This is a genomic window from Hyphomonas sp., assembly GCF_016125515.1.
In the GTDB taxonomy this organism is placed as follows: Bacteria; Pseudomonadota; Alphaproteobacteria; order Caulobacterales; family Hyphomonadaceae; genus Hyphomonas.
This window is the reverse complement of record NZ_WGLO01000004.1, coordinates 26,337-44,237: the sequence shown is the minus strand read 5'-3', so window position 1 is coordinate 44,237 and position 17,901 is coordinate 26,337. Positions and strand designations below refer to the sequence as shown.

16 protein-coding genes are annotated in these 17,901 nt (G+C 65.3%); 14 read left to right on the top strand and 2 right to left on the bottom strand.

What is annotated here, in order from left to right; genetic code table 11:
- Positions 1 to 44: 44 nt before the first annotated feature.
- The 11 genes from GC148_RS04590 (at position 45) to GC148_RS04540 (ending at position 12,556) form a co-directional block, all read left to right on the top strand.
- The gene (locus GC148_RS04590) at positions 45 to 602 is read left to right on the top strand and encodes a DUF2306 domain-containing protein (RefSeq protein ID WP_291069105.1); all 558 of its coding nucleotides are present in this window, start codon (positions 45 to 47) and stop codon (positions 600 to 602) included.
- A gap of 76 nt (positions 603 to 678) precedes the next feature.
- Positions 679 to 1,848 carry an alkaline phosphatase D family protein gene (locus GC148_RS04585; protein WP_291069103.1) on the top strand — a complete coding sequence of 390 codons (1,170 nt, stop codon included), beginning with the start codon at positions 679 to 681 and terminating at the stop codon, positions 1,846 to 1,848.
- A gap of 41 nt (positions 1,849 to 1,889) precedes the next feature.
- Positions 1,890 to 3,149: an MFS transporter gene (locus GC148_RS04580; protein ID WP_291069101.1), complete on the top strand. Its 1,260-nt coding sequence runs from the start codon at positions 1,890 to 1,892 to the stop codon at positions 3,147 to 3,149.
- A 147-nt stretch (positions 3,150 to 3,296) separates the two neighbouring features.
- Entirely contained in the window at positions 3,297 to 4,490 is a 1,194-nt protein-coding gene (gene sucC / locus GC148_RS04575) for an ADP-forming succinate--CoA ligase subunit beta (RefSeq protein WP_291069099.1), read from the top strand.
- Positions 4,491 to 4,495: 5 nt separating this feature from the next.
- Complete coding sequence (sucD, locus tag GC148_RS04570; protein ID WP_291069097.1) at positions 4,496 to 5,398, top strand: succinate--CoA ligase subunit alpha; 903 nt, start codon at positions 4,496 to 4,498, stop codon at positions 5,396 to 5,398.
- 142 nt (positions 5,399 to 5,540) lie between these two features.
- Entirely contained in the window at positions 5,541 to 8,549 is a 3,009-nt protein-coding gene (locus tag GC148_RS04565; RefSeq protein ID WP_291069095.1) for a 2-oxoglutarate dehydrogenase E1 component, read from the top strand.
- 33 nt (positions 8,550 to 8,582) lie between these two features.
- Complete coding sequence (gene odhB / locus GC148_RS04560; protein ID WP_291069093.1) at positions 8,583 to 10,097, top strand: 2-oxoglutarate dehydrogenase complex dihydrolipoyllysine-residue succinyltransferase; 1,515 nt, start codon at positions 8,583 to 8,585, stop codon at positions 10,095 to 10,097.
- A gap of 178 nt (positions 10,098 to 10,275) precedes the next feature.
- A complete protein-coding gene (gene yghU / locus GC148_RS04555; RefSeq protein WP_291069091.1) occupies positions 10,276 to 11,154 on the top strand; it encodes a glutathione-dependent disulfide-bond oxidoreductase in 879 nt (292 codons plus the stop codon).
- A 2-nt stretch (positions 11,155 to 11,156) separates the two neighbouring features.
- Positions 11,157 to 11,411: a hypothetical protein gene (locus GC148_RS04550; protein ID WP_291069089.1), complete on the top strand. Its 255-nt coding sequence runs from the start codon at positions 11,157 to 11,159 to the stop codon at positions 11,409 to 11,411.
- Between the two features lie 45 nt (positions 11,412 to 11,456).
- Positions 11,457 to 12,128: a hypothetical protein gene (locus GC148_RS04545; RefSeq protein ID WP_291069087.1), complete on the top strand. Its 672-nt coding sequence runs from the start codon at positions 11,457 to 11,459 to the stop codon at positions 12,126 to 12,128.
- A gap of 83 nt (positions 12,129 to 12,211) precedes the next feature.
- On the top strand, positions 12,212 to 12,556 hold the full coding sequence (locus GC148_RS04540) for a chorismate mutase (protein WP_291069085.1): 345 nt from the start codon (positions 12,212 to 12,214) through the stop codon (positions 12,554 to 12,556).
- Here GC148_RS04540 and GC148_RS04535 read toward each other — a convergent pair.
- Positions 12,517 to 12,906, bottom strand: a complete 390-nt coding sequence (locus GC148_RS04535) for an Hpt domain-containing protein (protein WP_291069083.1) — start codon at positions 12,904 to 12,906, stop codon at positions 12,517 to 12,519. The two genes, GC148_RS04540 and GC148_RS04535, sit on opposite strands and share 40 nt — an antisense overlap.
- 172 nt (positions 12,907 to 13,078) lie before the next feature.
- On the opposite strand from GC148_RS04535, the gene GC148_RS04530 reads away from it, so the two are divergent.
- Entirely contained in the window at positions 13,079 to 13,219 is a 141-nt protein-coding gene (locus GC148_RS04530) for a hypothetical protein (RefSeq protein WP_291069081.1), read from the top strand.
- A 77-nt stretch (positions 13,220 to 13,296) separates the two neighbouring features.
- Positions 13,297 to 15,240: a hypothetical protein gene (locus tag GC148_RS04525; protein WP_291069079.1), complete on the top strand. Its 1,944-nt coding sequence runs from the start codon at positions 13,297 to 13,299 to the stop codon at positions 15,238 to 15,240.
- 183 nt (positions 15,241 to 15,423) lie between these two features.
- Here the strand turns inward: GC148_RS04525 and gcvA are convergent, their stop codons facing one another.
- Positions 15,424 to 16,356, bottom strand: a complete 933-nt coding sequence (gene gcvA / locus GC148_RS04520) for a transcriptional regulator GcvA (RefSeq protein WP_291069077.1) — start codon at positions 16,354 to 16,356, stop codon at positions 15,424 to 15,426.
- 110 nt (positions 16,357 to 16,466) lie between these two features.
- On the opposite strand from gcvA, the gene cysG reads away from it, so the two are divergent.
- On the top strand, positions 16,467 to 17,900 hold the full coding sequence (cysG, locus tag GC148_RS04515) for a siroheme synthase CysG (protein WP_291069075.1): 1,434 nt from the start codon (positions 16,467 to 16,469) through the stop codon (positions 17,898 to 17,900).
- Position 17,901 lies beyond the last annotated feature (1 nt).

Below are 17,901 nucleotides of genomic sequence, written 5' to 3'. Positions count from 1 at the left end.
AGCCGTCCACAAACTGTCCACACCCCCCTCTGGAGTCCTGCCCGATGATCGATCTTGCCATTCAGCCCGTCCGTCCCGCCTTTTCGCTCCGCCGCCTCTGGAAGCGCTGCAAGAATACACTGGTCGTGCTGGCCGCTGCGGCCGGGTTTGCCTGGCTGTCGCGTGTCATCCTGGAGGGGCAGGGCGCCCCGGCGGTGCGCTTCCGGGTCGACCTTTCGCCGCTGCTGGAGGTCTCGCCGGTCCTGCAGGCGCATATTGCCGGGGCGACCGCGTCGTTCCTGATCGGCACGGCGCTGCTGATCGGCGTGAAGGGGCGCACCTTCCACCGCACGCTCGGCTATGCCTGGGTCGCGGCGATGGCCGTGACCGCGATCAGCTCACTGTTCATCACCGGCCTCAACGGACACAGCTACAGCCTGATCCACCTCCTGTCGGGCTGGACCCTGATCGTGCTGCCGATGGGCCTCGCCGCAGCGCGGCGCCGTGACATCGCCAAGCACCGCAAGGAGATGACCGGCATGTTCTTCGGCGGGATGCTGGTGGCGGGCCTGTTCAGCTTCCTGCCGGGCCGCCTGATGTGGCACCTGTTCTTCGCGGTCTGAGCGGATTGGAGTCTTACGACCGTTACCGAACCCGTCTAGAACCTCCTCAGAGTCAAAAGGCGCTGAGGAGGACATCATGAAGAAATTCGCACTGTTTGCCGCGATTTCCGTACTGGCGGGCTGCCAGTCTGCCAGCAAGCTGCCGCTGATCGGGGATGTCTTCGCGCCGAAATCGGCCGAGGAAGCGCTGGAGCCCTATTACCGGTCGCTGCCCGACGAATTCTATCCGCGCGCGCCTCAGGGCGTGGCGCTGCCGGCGTCCGACAAGGCGCTCTCGCGTATCCTGGTGGCGTCCTGCTTCGATGAAGAGCTCGGCGAGAGTCCGGTCATGCGGTCGGTGGCCGGGGAAGACGCGGACCTGTTCCTGATGATCGGGGACAATGTCTACGGCGACAAGGACGGCGCCGCCTATCGCAACAACCAGGCCGACCTCGACGAATTGCGCGAGAGCTTCCGAGACCTCGCGGCCCGCGACGACTTCAAGGCTGTGCGCGCCAAGTTCCCGATGATGGTGGCGTGGGACGACCATGACATGGGCGCCAATGACGCCGGCAAAGAATTCCCGTTCAAGCGCCTCGCCGAGCGGATCCATGAGCGGTTCTGGGGCCTCGAGAACCAAGACGTCGGCGCCTATCCCGGCACCTACTACGCCCGCGCGTTTGGCCCACCGGGCCAGCGCACGCAGGTCATCATGCTCGACACGCGCTTCTTCCGCTCGGCGCTGACGCCGACCGACGAATGGGGCAAGAAAGGCAAGGAGCGCTATATCCCCTCCGCCGATCCGGCCCAGGACATGCTGGGTAATGACCAGTGGACCTGGCTGGAGAACCGGCTGCAGGACCCGGCCGATGTCCGCCTGATCATCTCGTCGATCCAGGTCCTGCCGACCGACGCCCATGGCTTCGAGGCCTGGCACACGTTGCCGCTGGAACAGCAGCGCCTTTACCGGCTGATCCGCGAGACGGAAGCCACGGGTGTCGTTTTCGTTTCGGGCGACCGGCACACGGCATTCCTCTATGAGGACAAGACCGCCTTGCCCTATCCGGTCTCCGAGATCACCGCATCGTCCGTGAACGTCAGCTTCGCGACGACGACGACCGAGATGGACAGCGCCCAGACCGGCGAAGGCTACCCGCCCGCCAATTACGGCGCCATCGGCATCGACTGGGCCGCCGGTACGGTGAGCCTTGAGGTGAAGTCCGAAACGGGCGAGACGGTGCGGGAGACCAGGACGCGGTTTCGCTGACCCGGACAATCGAACCCTGAAGGGAGCGGCAACGTTGCGCAATGGCTGAAACCCGCAAAGTCCTGTCCCTCATCCTGGCGGTGATGATCCTGCAGATGGCGGGCGGGCTGACCGGTGTGCTGACGCCGCTGGGCCTTGAGGCGATGGACGTTCCGGCCATGCTGATCGGCTTTGTCGCCGCGCTGCATGCAGCCGGCTTCATGGCCGGGGCCTGGGTGTCGCCGCGCGTGCTGGCCGCCGTAGGAAACATCCGCCTGTTTGCTGCCGCTGCTGCGGTCACGGCTGCCGGGTTCCTCAGCCTCGCGCTGATACAGGCGCCGCCCTTCTGGGCGCTGATCCGGGTGCTGCAGGGGGCCAGTTTCGCCTTCATGTTCACCAGTATCGAAAGCTGGCTCGGCGAAGCCGTGCCGGCCAAGGCGCGCGGCAACGTGATGGGGATCTACCACACGACCGGCAAGGTCTCGCTGATGCTCGGCCCGTTTTTCGTGGCCGGTCTCTCGCCGCTCGACAGCCGGGCCTATATCTGGGCCGGCCTGTTCCTGGCGCTCGCCATCGTGCCGGTCTGCGTCACCCGGATGCAGCAGCCCCCCGCGCCCGACCGCAAGGCCATGCCGCTGTCGCAGCTGTTCGCGATTGCGCCCGCGGCGGTCATCGGCGTGGCCGGTGCCGGAATTGTGAACACGGGCACGCTGGCCCTGCTGCCGGTCTATTTCGACACGTTCGACCTCGGCGGGGGAGGGACGACGGCCGCGGCGATCGGCGCTGCGGCCGCCTGGCTGGGCGGGCTGATCCTGCAATGGCCGGCCGGGCGGATCTCGGATTTCATCGACCGGCGCCTGATCGTGGCCGGCCTATGCGGTGTTGCCGCAGCGGCGGCCCTGCTGATCGCGCTTCTGGGCCCGGTGCTGGGTGAAACAGGCATCATCGCCCTCTTGGCCATCTGGGGTGCGGGTGCCCTTTGTTTTTACGGCATTTGCGTTGCCCACGCGATTGATCGCACGCCCGGCGGTCAGGTGGCGCAGGTCACCTCCGGCCTGCTGTTCGTGTGGGCGGCAGGCTCGATCTTCGGGCCGCTTCTCTCCGGCGTGGCGATGACGCTGGCGGGCGGATTCGGCCTGTTCGGCCTCGCGGGCGGCTGCCTCGGCGCGATGACGTTTTACATGCTGGTGCGCACCCGGCTGCGACCCTCGGCGGACCTTACCCCCAAAGGCGAGCGCGGCGCGATGCTGCCGTCCCCATTGGCGAGTGTCGAGATCGTGCCGCTCGACCCCGCCGCCCCGGATAGGGCCGGCGCGCCTTGACGGCGCGGCAATCCGGACACCTCAGTCCACGATATGCTACCCAGCCGGTTGCGGCCTGCCTCAGTGTTGGTATACAGCGGCGCGAACCATAGGGCTGATGGGCTGGCGAAGGGCGACCAAGACCTGCGGCCGCAAAGGGAAAACTCCATGAACATTCATGAATATCAGGCCAAGGCGCTGCTGAAGTCGTTCGGTGCGCCGGTAGCCGAAGGCGTGCCGGTCTTGTCGCTGGCAGATGTGCAGAAAGCAGTCGACACGCTGCCGGGCCCGCTCTGGGTCGTGAAGAGCCAGATCCATGCTGGCGGACGCGGCAAAGGCAAGTTCATCGAGAAGGAAGCCGGCGAGAAGGGCGGCGTTCGCCTCGCTTTCTCCAAGGAAGATGTGATGAAGCACGCCGAGGCGATGCTCGGCAAACACCTCGTGACCGCGCAGACCTCTGCCGCCGGCAAGCAGGTGAACCGCCTCTACATCGAAGACGGCGCGGACATCGAGAAGGAACTTTACCTGTCGATCCTCGTCGACCGCGCGACTTCGAAAGTCGCGTTCGTGGTCTCGACCGAAGGCGGTATGGACATCGAGGCGGTCGCCCATGACACGCCGGACAAGATCCTCACGGTCCAGATCGACCCGCTGACGGGCGTGACCAAGGCGGATGGCGAGAAGATCAACGCCGCGCTGAACCTCACTGGTTCGGCCGCCGAAGATGGCCTGAGACTCTGGCCGATCCTCTACAAGGCCTTCACCGAGAAGGACATGTCGATGCTGGAGGTGAACCCCCTCATCGTCATGAAGAACGGCCATCTGCGCGTGCTCGACGCGAAAGTGTCGTTCGACGGCAACGCCCTGTTCCGCCATCCGGACGTGCAGGCGCTGAAGGACGAAACCGAACAGGACGCCAAGGAACTCGAAGCCGCTGAATGGGACCTCGCCTATATCGCGCTCGACGGCACGATCGGCTGCATGGTCAACGGCGCCGGCCTCGCCATGGCGACGATGGACATCATCAAGCTCTACGGCGAAGAGCCTGCGAACTTCTGCGATGTCGGCGGCGGCGCCGGCAAGGAGAAGGTGGCGGCGGCCTTCAAAATCATCATGAAGGACCCGAACGTGAAGGGTATCCTCGTGAACATCTTCGGCGGCATCATGAAATGCGATGTCATCGCCGAAGGCGTGATCGCAGCCGTGAAAGAGACCAACCTGTCGGTTCCGCTGGTCGTGCGCCTTGAAGGCACGAACGTCGAGCTCGGCAAGAAGATCATCCGCGAAAGCGGCCTGAACGTCATCTCCGCAGACGATCTCGACGATGCGGCCCAGAAAATTGTCAAAGCGGTGCGGGGTTAATCGTCATGTCCATTCTGATCGACAAGAACACGAAAGTCCTGACCCAGGGCATGACCGGCAATACCGGCTCGTTCCATACCAGCCAAGCGCTCGACTATTACGGCACCCAGATGGTCGGCGGCATCCACCCCAAGAAGGGCGGTGAGATGTGGACGGCTGCGAACGGCAAGGAACTGCCGATCTTCGCCTCGGTCGCCGAAGGCAAGGCCAAGACCGGCGCGACCGCGTCGGTGGTCTACGTACCGCCGGCCGGCGCTGCGGCCGCCATCGAGGAAGCCATCGACGCGGAAATCCCGCTGATCGTCTGCATCACCGAAGGCGTGCCGGTCATGGATATGGTCCGCGTCAAGGCGAAACTCGCCAAGTCCAAGTCGCGCCTGATCGGGCCGAACTGCCCGGGCCTCATCACGGCCAACGAGTGCAAGATCGGCATCATGCCGGGCTCCATCTTCAAGAAGGGCTCGGTCGGCATCGTCTCGCGCTCGGGCACGCTGACCTACGAAGCCGTGTTCCAGACCACCAATGCCGGCCTCGGCCAGACGACGGCCGTCGGTATCGGCGGCGACCCGGTCAAGGGTACCGAATTCATCGACATCCTCGAGATGTTCCTGGCGGACGACGAGACCAAGTCGATCATCATGATCGGCGAGATCGGCGGCTCGGCCGAGGAAGACGCCGCCCAGTTCCTGATCGACGAGGCCAAGCGCGGCCGCAAGAAGCCGATGGCGGGCTTCATTGCCGGCCGCACGGCTCCGAAGGGCCGCACGATGGGCCACGCTGGCGCGATCGTGTCGGGCGGGAAGGGCGATGCAGAATCCAAGATTGCAGCGATGGAAGCGGCGGGAATCCGTGTAAGCCCGTCTCCGGCACGCCTTGGTACGACACTCGTCGAAGTGCTAAAGGGTTAGAAGACCCGTTAGGTTTGCCTGTGGGCGCCGGACCCGAAGGACCGGCGGCCGCAAGCGGGGCTCTGCAGCCCGTGACCTGCAGGCGGCATCATCCGCCCCCATATGCTCGCCGGGGGCGGCAGCTCTGGAAGGATGATTTTCAATGGCAGACGATGGCAGCCCGGTGAACGGTCCGCGCAGCTCCGGCAATGCCGCGATGCTGGAAACCGCGTTCCTGTATGGGGGCTCGGCGCTCTGGATCGAGCAGATGCAGGCCGCATACGCGAAGGACCCGTCGTCGGTTCCGGAAAGCTGGCGCAGCTTCTTTGCCGAACTCGGCGATGACAGCGCGAGCGCCGCCCGGAATGCCGAAGGCGCCAGCTGGAAGCGCGATGGCTGGCCAGCCGCCAAGCCCGATGAGCAGACGGCCGCCTTCGATGGCAACTGGGCGCTGCTGGAGCCGAAGCTCGAGAAGAAGATCAGGGCCGCCCTGCCGGCAGCGGCCCCGGCCGATATTTCGCAGGCCGTGACCGATTCGATCCGTGCGCTGATGATGATCCGCGCCTACCGTATCCGCGGCCACTTCGCCGCCCAGCTCGACCCGCTGCGCCTCAACGGCTTCGGCGAACAGCCGGAACTCGATCCGGCGACCTACGGCTTCGGCCCCGACGACCGCGAGCGCCCGATCTTCATCGACAACGTGCTCGGCATGGAGCGCGCGACCATCAACCAGATGCTCGACGTCCTGAAGCGGACCTATTGTTCGACGCTCGGCATCGAGTTCATGCACATTTCCGACCCGGCCGAAAAAGCCTGGCTGCAGGAACGTATCGAAGGTCCCGACAAGGGCGTCGCGTTCACGCGCGAGGGCAAGTTTGCCATCCTGCGCAAGCTGATTGAGGCGGAAACCTTTGAACGCTTCCTCCACAAGCGTTTCCCGGGCACCAAGCGTTTCGGCCTGGATGGCGGCGAAGCGGCCGTTCCGGCGCTGGAGCAGATCATCAAGCGCGGCGGCGCCCTCGGCGTGAACGAGATCATCGTCGGCATGCCCCACCGCGGCCGCCTCAACATGCTCGCGGCCGTGATGGGCAAGGGCTATGACAAGATCTTCCACGAGTTCCAGGGCGGCTCGACGCAGGGCGCGGGCACCTTCGGCTCCGGCGACGTGAAATACCACCTCGGCGCTTCGTCCGACCGCGAGTTCGACGGCAACACCGTCCACCTCACCATGAACGCGAACCCCTCGCACCTCGAGGCGGTGAACCCGGTCGTGCTGGGCCGCACGCGCGCGAAACAGTTCACCGAGTCGCGCGAGACCGGCAAACTCGACCGGTCCAAGAAGATGCCGCTGCTGTTGCACGGCGATGCCGCCTTCGCAGGGCAGGGCGTCGTGGCCGAGTGCTTCGCGCTGTCGGGCCTGCAGGGCTACCGTACTGGCGGCACGATCCACTTCATCGTCAACAATCAGATCGGTTTCACCACGAGCCCGATGTATTCGCGCTCCTCGCCCTATCCGTCGGATGTGGCGCTGATGGTCCAGGCGCCGATCTTCCACGTCAACGGCGCCGATCCGGAAGCGGTCGTCTACGCCGCCAAGGTCGCCACCGAATACCGCCAGCGGTTTGCCAAGGACGTGGTCATCGACATGTTCTGCTATCGCCGCTTCGGTCACAACGAGGGCGACGATCCGACGATGACCCAGCCGGTGATGTACCGGGTCATCCGCGACCAGCCCTCCACCCGCGAGATCTACGCCAAGCGCCTCGTCGCCGAAGGCCTGCTGACGGCCGAACAGGTCGATGCGCAGGTGAAGGAATTCGAGGACTACCTGGAGAAGGCCTTCACCGACGCGAAAGACCTGAAGACAAACAAGGCCGACTGGCTGGAAGGCCATTGGTCCGGCTTCAGCCTGCCGATCGACGATGATCGCCGCGGCAAGACCGGTGTGGCGAAAGCCAGGCTCAAGGAACTCGGCCAGGCGATCACCACCGTGCCGGAAGGCCTCGACGTGCACAAGACGGTCGAGCGGGTGATCGCGCGCCGCCGTGAAAGCTATGAGAGCGGCAAGGACATCGACTGGGGCGGCGCCGAACACCTCGCCTTTGCGAGCCTGCTCGACGAAGGCTTCCCCGTGCGCCTATCCGGCCAGGATTGCGGCCGCGGCACCTTCGTGCAGCGCCACAGCCACCTCGTCGACCAGACGACCGGCGAGCGCTACACGGCGCTCAATCATATCAGCGACAAGCAGGCGCCCTATGAAGTGATCGACTCGCTCCTCTCCGAGGAAGCGGTGCTCGGCTACGAGTATGGCTATTCACTCGCCGATCCGAACACGCTGACGCTGTGGGAAGCCCAGTTCGGCGACTTCAGCAACGGTGCGCAGGTCTATTTCGACCAGTTCATCTCCAGCGCCGAGCGCAAATGGCTGCGCATGTCGGGTCTCGTGATGCTGCTGCCGCATGGCTATGAAGGTCAGGGTCCGGAGCATTCCTCGGCCCGCCTCGAACGCTTCCTGCAGATGTGCGCGGAAGACAACATGCAGGTGTGCAACCTGACGACCCCGGCGAACTATTTCCACGCCCTGCGCCGCCAGATCCACCGCGAGTTCCGCAAGCCGCTCGTCATCATGACGCCGAAATCGCTGCTGCGCCACAAGCTGGCCACGTCGACCATCGACGACATGAATGCGAAGTCGACCTTCCACCGTATCCTCTGGGACGATGCGGAAACGCCGGGCCGCGAAGCCAAGGTGAAATTGGTTGATGACAAGAAGATCCGCCGTGTCGTGATGTGCTCGGGCAAGGTCTACTATGACCTGTTCGAAGCCCGCGAAGCCGCCGGAATCGATGACGTCTACCTTCTGCGCGTCGAGCAGTTCTACCCGGTGCCGCGCAAGTCGATGGTCACAGAGCTGAAGCGCTTCACACAGGCCGAGATCGTCTGGTGCCAGGAAGAGCCGCGCAACATGGGCGGCTGGACCTTCATCCGTGACGAGATCGAATGGTGCGCCGGCCAGGCCGGTTACAAGCAGCCGCGCCCGAAATATTCGGGCCGTCCGCCAAGCGCCGCCACTGCAACGGGCCTGCTCTCGAAACACCAGGCTGAACAGGCTGCGCTGATCAAGACTGCCCTTTCGCCGGACCCCGTGGATGACCGCATCCTCGCCCCCTGATTTCCTGCCTCTTACCCTTCGGACCAAAAACCTATGACAGACATTGTTGTGCCTACTCTCGGCGAAAGCGTCACGGAAGCGACGGTCGGCCGCTGGCTGAAGTCGAAAGGTGAGGCGGTGAAGAAGGACGACGTCCTGGTCGAGCTGGAAACCGACAAGGTATCGGTCGAAGTCTCCGCCAGCGAAGACGGCGTGCTGGACGACATTTCCGTGGCCGAAGGCGAAACCGTCGGCATCGGAGCCGTCCTTGGACGCATCAATGCTGGCGGCGCCGCGTCGAAGCCCGCCGCCAAGCCGGCTGCTGCACCGGCTGCCGCAGAGCCCGAGAAAGCCGCGCCCCAGCCGGCGGCAGCGGCCTCCGGCGGCACGACCGATGTGAAAGTGCCGGTGATGGGTGAAAGCGTCGCCGAAGGCACGCTTGCAGGTTTCAGCAAGAAGGTGGGCGACACGGTCAAGAAGGACGAGACGATCGCCGAGATCGAGACCGACAAGGTGGCGCTGGAAGTGCCGTCGCCGGCCGATGGCGTCATCGTCGAGATCCTCGTCAAGGAAGGCGCCAGCGTGACGCCGGGCGCCGTGATCGCGCGCATCGGTGCCTCGGGCGCAGCGCCCGCCAAGGCCGCCGCCGAGCCGGCGCCGGCGAAGACCACATCCACGCCCGCGACCGGCGAACGTCCGGTGGCGCCTTCGGTGCGCCGCATCGCCGCCGAAGCCGATGTCTCGCCGGCTGACATTCCCGGCACGGGCCGCGATGGCCGCGCCACCAAAGCTGATGCCCTTGCTTACGTGAACCAACCGAAAGTCCCCGCAATGCCCGATACCCAGGCCCGCCCCCCTCGCGAAACCGGTCCGCGTGAAGAACGTGTACGGATGACGCGTCTGCGGCAGACCATCGCCCGCCGCCTGAAGGAAGCGCAGGATACGGCCGCGATGCTGACGACGTTCAACGACGTCGACATGTCCGCCGTGATGGACCTGCGCAAGAAACACCAGGATGCGTTCGTCGCGCGCCATGGCATCAAGCTCGGCTTCATGAGCTTCTTCGTGAAGGCCGTGACCAGCGCGCTGAAGGAAGTGCCCGCCGTCAATGCCGAAATCGATGGCCAGGACCTGATCTACAAGAACTATTACGACATCGGCGTCGCCGTCGGCACGGACAAGGGCCTCGTGGTCCCGGTCGTGCGCAACGCCGATGAGATGTCGCTGGCCGATATCGAGAAGGCCATCGCTGCGCTCGGCAAGAAAGCCCGCGACGGCGCGCTGACCATCGGCGACCTGCAGGGCGGCACGTTCACGATCTCGAATGGCGGCATCTATGGCTCGCTGATGTCCACCCCGATCCTCAACCCGCCGCAGTCCGGCGTGCTCGGCATGCACCGGATCGAGGACCGCCCGATCGTGCGCGGCGGCCAGATCGTGATCCGCCCGATGATGTATCTGGCGCTCAGCTACGACCACCGCATCGTCGACGGCAAGGAAGCGGTCACCTTCCTCGTCCGCGTCAAGGAAGCGCTGGAAGATCCCGACCGGATGCTGCTCGAGGTCTGATCGGCCCGTGTCTGACAGAACAAGGCGCCCCGGCCACGGTCGGGGCGTTTTGTTTTGGCGGCTGCGCTTCACGCAGACTTGAGGTCACCTGATCAAATCAGGCCTTGCTTGGCGCCGGGGACACCTCAGCTTATGGTCTCGTAAGTACAAGACCCAAACCGAGAGATGGAGCCCCGCCATGGCCGACCCGACCTACACGCCCCCGAAAGTCTGGACCTGGGACAAGGAAAGCGGCGGAAGGTTCGCCAATATCAACCGGCCGATTGCCGGGCCCACGCATGATAAGGAATTGCCGGTGGGCAAACATCCCTTCCAGCTCTACTCGCTCGGCACGCCCAATGGCGTGAAGGTCACCATCATGTTCGAGGAGCTGCTCGCCGCAGGCTTCAAGGACGCCGAGTATGACGCCTGGCTGATCAATATCGGGGCAGGGGACCAGTTCGGCTCGGGCTTCGTGGACATCAACCCGAACTCGAAGATCCCGGCGCTGATGGATCATTCCACCACGCCGCCGACGCGCCTCTTCGAATCCGGCTCGATGCTGCTCTATCTCGCCGACAAGTTCGGCGCCTTCCTGCCGAAGGACCACAACAAGCGCACCCAGGCGCTCAACTGGCTGTTCTGGCAGATGGGGTCGGCGCCCTTCCTCGGGGGCGGGTTCGGCCACTTCTACGCCTACGCGCCCGAGAAATACGAATACCCGATCAACCGCTATGCGATGGAAGTGAAGCGCCAGCTCGACGTGCTGAACCGCCACCTTGCGGAGAATGACTACATGGCCGGCGACGAGTATTCGATTGCCGACATGGCAATCTGGCCCTGGTATGGCGCGCTGGTCACCGGCGCGGTCTACGAGGCGGGCGAATTCCTGCAGGTCCACGAGTACACGCACGTCATCCGCTGGATGAAACAGGTCGGTGCACGCCCGGCGGTGAAGCGCGGGCAGATGGTCAACCGCACGTTCGGCAAGCCGGAATCCCAGCTGCGAGAGCGTCACGACGCCAGCGATTTCGACACGAAAACGCAGGACAAGCTCGAAGCCCAGTCGGGAAGCTGACCTTGTTCGGTCTGTTCAGAAAAAAGCTGCCGGCCTTCGATTCGGCAGAGGGCAACGCTTTCACGCCGCAAGGCCTGCGCCTGATCGAGACCGGTCAAGGCGCCGCGCTGGGCAATCTGTATGCGGATCTGCCGCCGGCCGACCGGATCCATTTCATCGATGGGCTGGGCCAGTTGTCCGAAATCGGCGCGCCGTTGCCGCCCGTTTCGCAGCATCCTGCGATGGCCGCGGTGGAAGGCGGCCTGCGCTATGTCTGAGCCCACCGGCTCCGCGGCTTTGCCGTCGCCGACCAGACCAGCCAGATGCAGGTGCGCGACATGATCGAGATGGCCGCCAAAGCCAGCGAGGTGCTGGAAAAGGCGGCCGCTTCGACACCGGGCGACAGCGCGGTGCATGCGTTCCGGATCCGCAACAGGATGCTGACGTCCGCCGGCGAAGAGGGAATCGAAACGTTCGAGCGCGACCTGCGCCAGACGGGTGAGGCCAACGTGCTGGCCGAGATGGCGCGGCTGAACTACTGGGCGCCGAAATGGTATGGCAGCGTCGAAGAGATGCACGCGCGGGCCGACGATATGACGGCTGATCCGCCCAACGCCGCTTTTCTCGCCCTGAAGGCGCGCGCCTTCATCGAGGAATGGCTCTACGAAAGCGGCATGAACGACGAAGACGGCGCGGCGGCGGCGATGAAGGCCCGCGCGGCCACGCCGGAATTCAAGTCGGCCCTGGCGGCGCTGGACGACCGGTTTCACTCGCTGGCCGGTTCCGGCCCGGCCTTGAGTCCGGCGGAGGGGCATTTTGCCCGCAACCAGTTCGCGTTTCTGTTCACCACCTTTATCAACAAGGACCGCGTGGCCCGTCATCTGGCTGAATTGCAGCACCCGGCGGCGACGCCTTGGGGCTACGCCGCCGATACCGGCCGCAATCCGCACCTCATCGCGCAGCTGCGCAAGGAATGCGGCCTTCCGCGCCGCTGAAAGGTTTGTGCGGCGACACACCTCGTTCCTTGCGCCCGGCCCGGAGGCCATATAGGGGGCGGGCGACAAACCTGAGAGGCCGCATGACGACCTATGCTTCCGACCCGCGCCAACACACGGCTGAGACAGCCGGAACGATGGCGGACGTACGCTATGAGATCGACCGGATCGACCGCCTGCTGGTGGAAATCCTGGCCGAGCGCCAGTCGTTCATGGATGCCGCGGCGCGCATCAAGGGTGATCGCAATGTGGTGCACGACCGGGCCCGCATCGAGGATGTGGTGGCCAAGGTGAAAGCCGAATGCCCCAGGCATGGCCTGTCGCCGGCCATTGCCGAACCGGTCTGGCGCACGCTGATCGACCGCTGTATCGCCTATGAATTCGAGAGCTACGATTCCCTGCGTTTGCGAGACGCCGTCAAATCGTAGATCGCCCGGGCGGCCGCTTCGAGCGTTTCGCCGAGGGCGTCTTTCACCTCTCCCAACAGCACCGCCGCGTGCGCCGGACTGGGCGCCGCATCGCTGCGCCCGGCCTTTTCGGCCCGTTCGCAGGCCGCGGCGAGCTTAAGCGCGCCGATGCCGAGGCTTGCGCCTTTCAGCGTGTGGGCCGCATCGGACCAGTCCCGCGCCTCCAGCCTCGGATCGAGCAGGCGTGACCAAAGCTGGGCCTGATGCTGGAAGATCTCGATCACCTCGATGCCGAGGTCCGTATCGTTGCCGGTCATTGCGGCGAGATGATCGAGGTCCATCACGGGCAGGGAAGGGCGTGGTTCGGTCATCCGTGGGTCTCCTGTGCCCCGGAACCCTGCGCGCGGGCCATTAGCATCCTGTTAATGATGCCTCCGGCACAAAAATTTCACGATTTATCGATTGTCGAGAAGCTCCATTTCTGCTAAGGACGCCGTGTAAAGTGCGTTCCTCCACTTTGCGCCGAAGACCGGGGACAGGACGATGACGAACCTTCTGATCATGATCCGCAACGTTGTTCTGGCGACGATTCTCGCCTGGATCGGGTTGGAATTTGCCCCGAGCACGCCGGACAAGGACGACAAGCCGGCGGAAAATTCTTCGATTCTGGCCGTCTTCAACTGAAGAATCCTGCAAAGCCTTAATCACTCTTCGTGCAATCTGCGCTCGCGGCAGCCCGCGAGGCGAGTTATACGTTGGACATGACTGAAGCATCTTCCGCGCGCCCATCGGGCCGGGACGACTTCGTGCGTCACCAGGCCTCTCAGAATTTCGAGATGGCCCAGCATGGTGGCGGATGGATGGTCGCGGTTTCGATCATCGTCGCCTTGCTCTGGCTTGCAGGCGTTGCCCTCGGATTCCTCGGAATGGGCGGCCTGTCGCTGAACGATACCGTTGCGCCCCAGCTTCTGGCCGCAGGCGGTATTGCCGCCATCATTCCGGCTTTCCTCATCATCATGGCCGGATTCATGGGGCGCTCCAGCCGCCGCGCGGCTGCCGCCAATGCGCTGGTGCTGGAGGCGACCTCGCGCCTGATGGCCCCGGCCCGCGAAGCCGGCACGGAAGGCATCGCCTTCGCCGAACAGATGAAGCAGGCCGCCGCCGAGGTCGACAAGGCGATGGGTCACGCGCTCGTCGCGATGAAAGCCATGGCGAGCGAAATCGGCGATGAGCGCCTGCGTCTTGAATCGGTTTCCTACGCCACCTCCGACAATGCCCGCGATCTGGCCACGCGCCTTGCCGCCGAGCGTCAGGCGCTCGAGGCGTTGGCGCGCGAATTGCGCAGCCAGATCAGCACGATGAGCGAGGCCATTCCGCGCCAGGCCCAGATGATGATCACGGCGGCGCGTCAGGCAAGCGAGGAAGTCGGCCGCGCCGATACCGCGCTGGAGAACCGGCTCGGCTCGATGACCCGCGCCGGCGAAGATCTCGGCCGCCGGCTCGATGCGCTCGACGGGCTGGCCCGCGAAGCGGCGACACGGACCGAAGCCCTGACCTTCTCGATCACGCGGATCGAGGACAAGCTTGAACAATCCCGCCGCACCGTGGACGCCGCCGTGCGCGCGAGCGAAGTCGCGGCCGCAGCCGCCGCGACGACCGGCGAAGCGCTGAAGGGCGCCGTTGCTTCGGCGCTTGAAGGCGCGCGCCAGGCCAATGCCGAAATCAATTCCGCCACGCGCGGCGCCGCCGAAGAAGCCGCCCGCGCGCTCGCCCGCCTGCGCGAAGCAGGCGAGCAGGCGGCCTATGCCCTGCGCACCGCGAGCTATGCCGCGCGCATCGAGGGCGAGAATCTTGAGCGCACCACTGGCATCAAGGCCCCCGAACCTGCCCCGCCGCTGAGCGCGCCGCCGGTCCGCCCCAGCCTGTCTGCGCCGCAGCAGCCATATGCCAATGGACACTCCGCCAACGGACATTCGGCCAATGGCAACGGCCATGCAGCCGGCTACACGAATGGCAATGGAAGCGGCAATGGCCACGCCGCCAGCAATGGTAATGGTGCAGGCCGGATGACCGCCTCGCGCGCGACGATGGATGATGACCTGTTCGATGCCAGCGTCGACGCGGTGATTGCCGCGAGCACGACGAAGACGCCGCCGGAGCAGCCCCTGGTGCTGGGCCGCGATGTCACCTCGCGCGAAGGCGAGCCACTGATGCTGCGCCGCCGTCATGACGATGCCCCGCCGCAAGCGCCGGAAACCCCGCGCCGCCGTGCGAGCGACCAGCTGGCGCCGCCGGCATCGGCCAATGGATCGGCGCTGCGCAACATCATTTCCGACATTTCCCGCGAAGAGTCCGGCCATGCCACGCTCGATCGCGAGGAGATTGCTGAAGCGCTGGTCAACCGGCTGCAAACCTCCGGCATTCCGCTGGGCGAGATCTTCCGTCCACGGTCCAAAAAGCGGATCGCCACGGCCAGCCAGAAGGGCGAAGAGCCCCGCCGCCAGGCCATCCGGGAACAGGCCGGCAAGGAAGTCGAGCGCGTGTCGCACCGCCTGCGCGGCGACAACAAGCTGATGGACATGGCGCGCCAGTTCGCGATGCTGGAAGAGTCCGATGCGCTCGCCGCGCTGGAGCAGACGCAGAGCACCAGCCGCAATGCCAGCGCGCGGCTGGCCGCTTTCCTGCTGGTCGACGCCGCGCTGTAGCACCGGCGTCCGGACGCAGCGATGGCTGGCCGCTTTTGCTTTTCCTTTTTGTCTTGGGTTCCGCTCATCCCGGCGCAAGCCGGCATGAGTGGCGGCCTTCGCCGGGATTGACAGACGGAGAGGGTGGGAAAGTCGGCCCGTTTCATTGCACAAGCGCGAACTTGTGCAATGAAACGGGTGGTCTCAGACGCCGACGATTTCGCTGGCGGCGGCTTCGTCCTTGATCCATTTGATGAAGGCGCGCACGTCGGGCGTCAGGTGGCGGCCTTTGGGCCAGACGAGCCAGTAGCCGAAATCGATCGGGATCGAGCCGTTGGCGAACGGGGCGACCAGGCGGCCGGCCGCGATGTCATTGGCGGCGATGGCCTGCTTGGCGAGGGCAACGCCCCGGCCGGCGGCGGCGGACTCGATCACCAGGATACCTTGGTTGAAGCGCGGACCCCGGCTGCCATCGACGCCGGAGACGCCGTGCGCCCGCAGCCAACTGGACCAGTCCGGACAAGACGGGTCGTTCTCGGAACTCTCATCATGCAGCAGGGTGTGGTTCTTCAGGTCTTCCGGCTTGCGGATCGCATCCGGGCCTTCGAGCATGCGCGGCGAGCAGACGGGCAACACCGTCTCGTCGAGCAGCTTTTCGGATTTCAGCCCCTCATAACTGCCGCGCCCGTAGCGGATCGCGAGATCGGCATCGGCGGTGTTGAAATCGGTCAGCGACATGTCGGCCGAGATCCAGGCTTCGACGCCTTCATTGGCCTGGTTGAACTTCTCGAGCCGCGGCGCCAGCCATTTGGCGGCAAAGGACGGCGCGCAGGACACCATCACCCGGCCCTTGCGAGCAGGGGCCTGCATGATGCGGCCGGCTTCCGAAATCCGCTCAAAGGCCTCGCGTACCAGCGGCAGGCTGGCCTGGGCGGCATCGGTGAGCAGAACGGAACGCCCCGTACGCTTGAACAGCGGCGTGCCGGCAAAGTCTTCCAGCTGGCGGATTTGCTGTGAAATAGCGCCCGGCGTAACGTTCAGTTCTTCGGCGGCCTGTGTGAAGGACAGGCGGCGCGCCGCGGCCTCGAAGGCACGCAGGGCGTTCAGCGGGGGCAGGCGATCTGAGGAGTCGGACATGGATAGTTTCTCTAAAAGATTACCTTAGGGGTTGCCCGTTGCTGCCGAGGCGTCAAGGAGGTTGTGTGCATATGTCCCTCCAGAACATCTAAACAAGAGAGTTGCGCCCCATGCGCCAGTTTCCAGCGTTTTTTAATCTCGAAGGCGCCCGCATCGTGGTGTTCGGGGATGGCGAGGAAGCTGCCCGGAAGCTGCGGCTGCTGGTTTCGTCGCCGGCCGAGCTGGTTCTGGTGGGCGGATTTGCCGACGGGGCGCTCGCCCGCGAGTTTGCCAGCCGAGTGACGGTGGTGGACCGTAGCGCGCGCGAACAGGCGCTTGAAGGCGCCCGTCTGGCCATCATCGCCGAACCGGAAGCGGCGCGCCGCGCCGAAGCGCTCAGCGCGGTCCGCGCGCGGTCCATTCCGGTCAATGTGGTCGACCATCCGGAAGACTGTGATTTCACCGTGCCCTCGATCCTCGACCGGGACGAGATTGTTGCGGCGATCGGGTCGGGCGGCGCTGCGCCGGTGCTGGCGAAAGCCATCCGCGCCAAACTTGAAACCCTTCTGCCGAGCCGGATCGGAGACCTGGCCGCGCTGGCCCGCCGCCTGCGCCCGGTCGTGGCAGACGCCATTCCCGACACCGCCGCCCGCCGCCGGTTCTGGGAGCGCGCGCTGGCCGGACCCGCGGCCGAGGCCGCCTATGCCGGCGATCTTGACAAGGCCGAAGCGCTGCTGCGGTCGGCGGCGAAATCCACGGGCCGTTCGGCCGGCGTGGTGCACATAGTTGGGGCAGGGCCGGGCGATCCGGAACTGCTCACGCTAAAAGCCCTGCGTGTGATCCAGGAAGCGGACGTTGTCTATTACGACCGGCTCGTCAGCCCGGAGATCCTGGCGCTGGTGCGCCGGGATGCGGCACGGGTGCCGGTCGGCAAATCGAAGGGCGATCATTCTGTTCCGCAGGCGGAGATCCAGCACCGCCTCGTGGCCTCTGCCCGGGAAGGGCTGCGCGTCGTGCGCCTAAAGGGCGGCGACCCGTTCATCTTCGGACGCGGCGGCGAGGAACTGGAAGCGGTGCGCGCGGAAGGCATTGCCGTGCATGTGGTGCCGGGCATTTCGTCCGCCCTCGGATGTGCGGCGTCGGCGGGCATTCCGCTGACCCACCGCGATCATGCCCAGACGCTGACCTTCGTGACGGGCCATGCCAAGTCCGGCGGTGTGCCGGATCTCGACTGGACGGCGCTGGCGCGGCCTGGCCAGACCGTGGTCGTGTTCATGGGGGTCGAGACCGCCGCAATCATCGCCGAGCGCCTGATTGGCGCTGGCCGCGACGCCCGGACGCCGATTGCGATCATCGAGAACGGAACGCGTGTCGACGAGGTGCGCGTGTTCGGTGAGCTGTCCGAACTGCCGTTCCTGATCGAGGAAGAAGGTATTGGCGGGCCCGCCTTGGTGATCATCGGCGAGGTCGCCAGCCTGCCGCTCGACGGATCGCAGCTTCGCCAGTTCCTACCGCCGGAGCTTGCGGGCGCTGCTCCGTTCGATGCCCTGGCCCTTGAGGATTAGT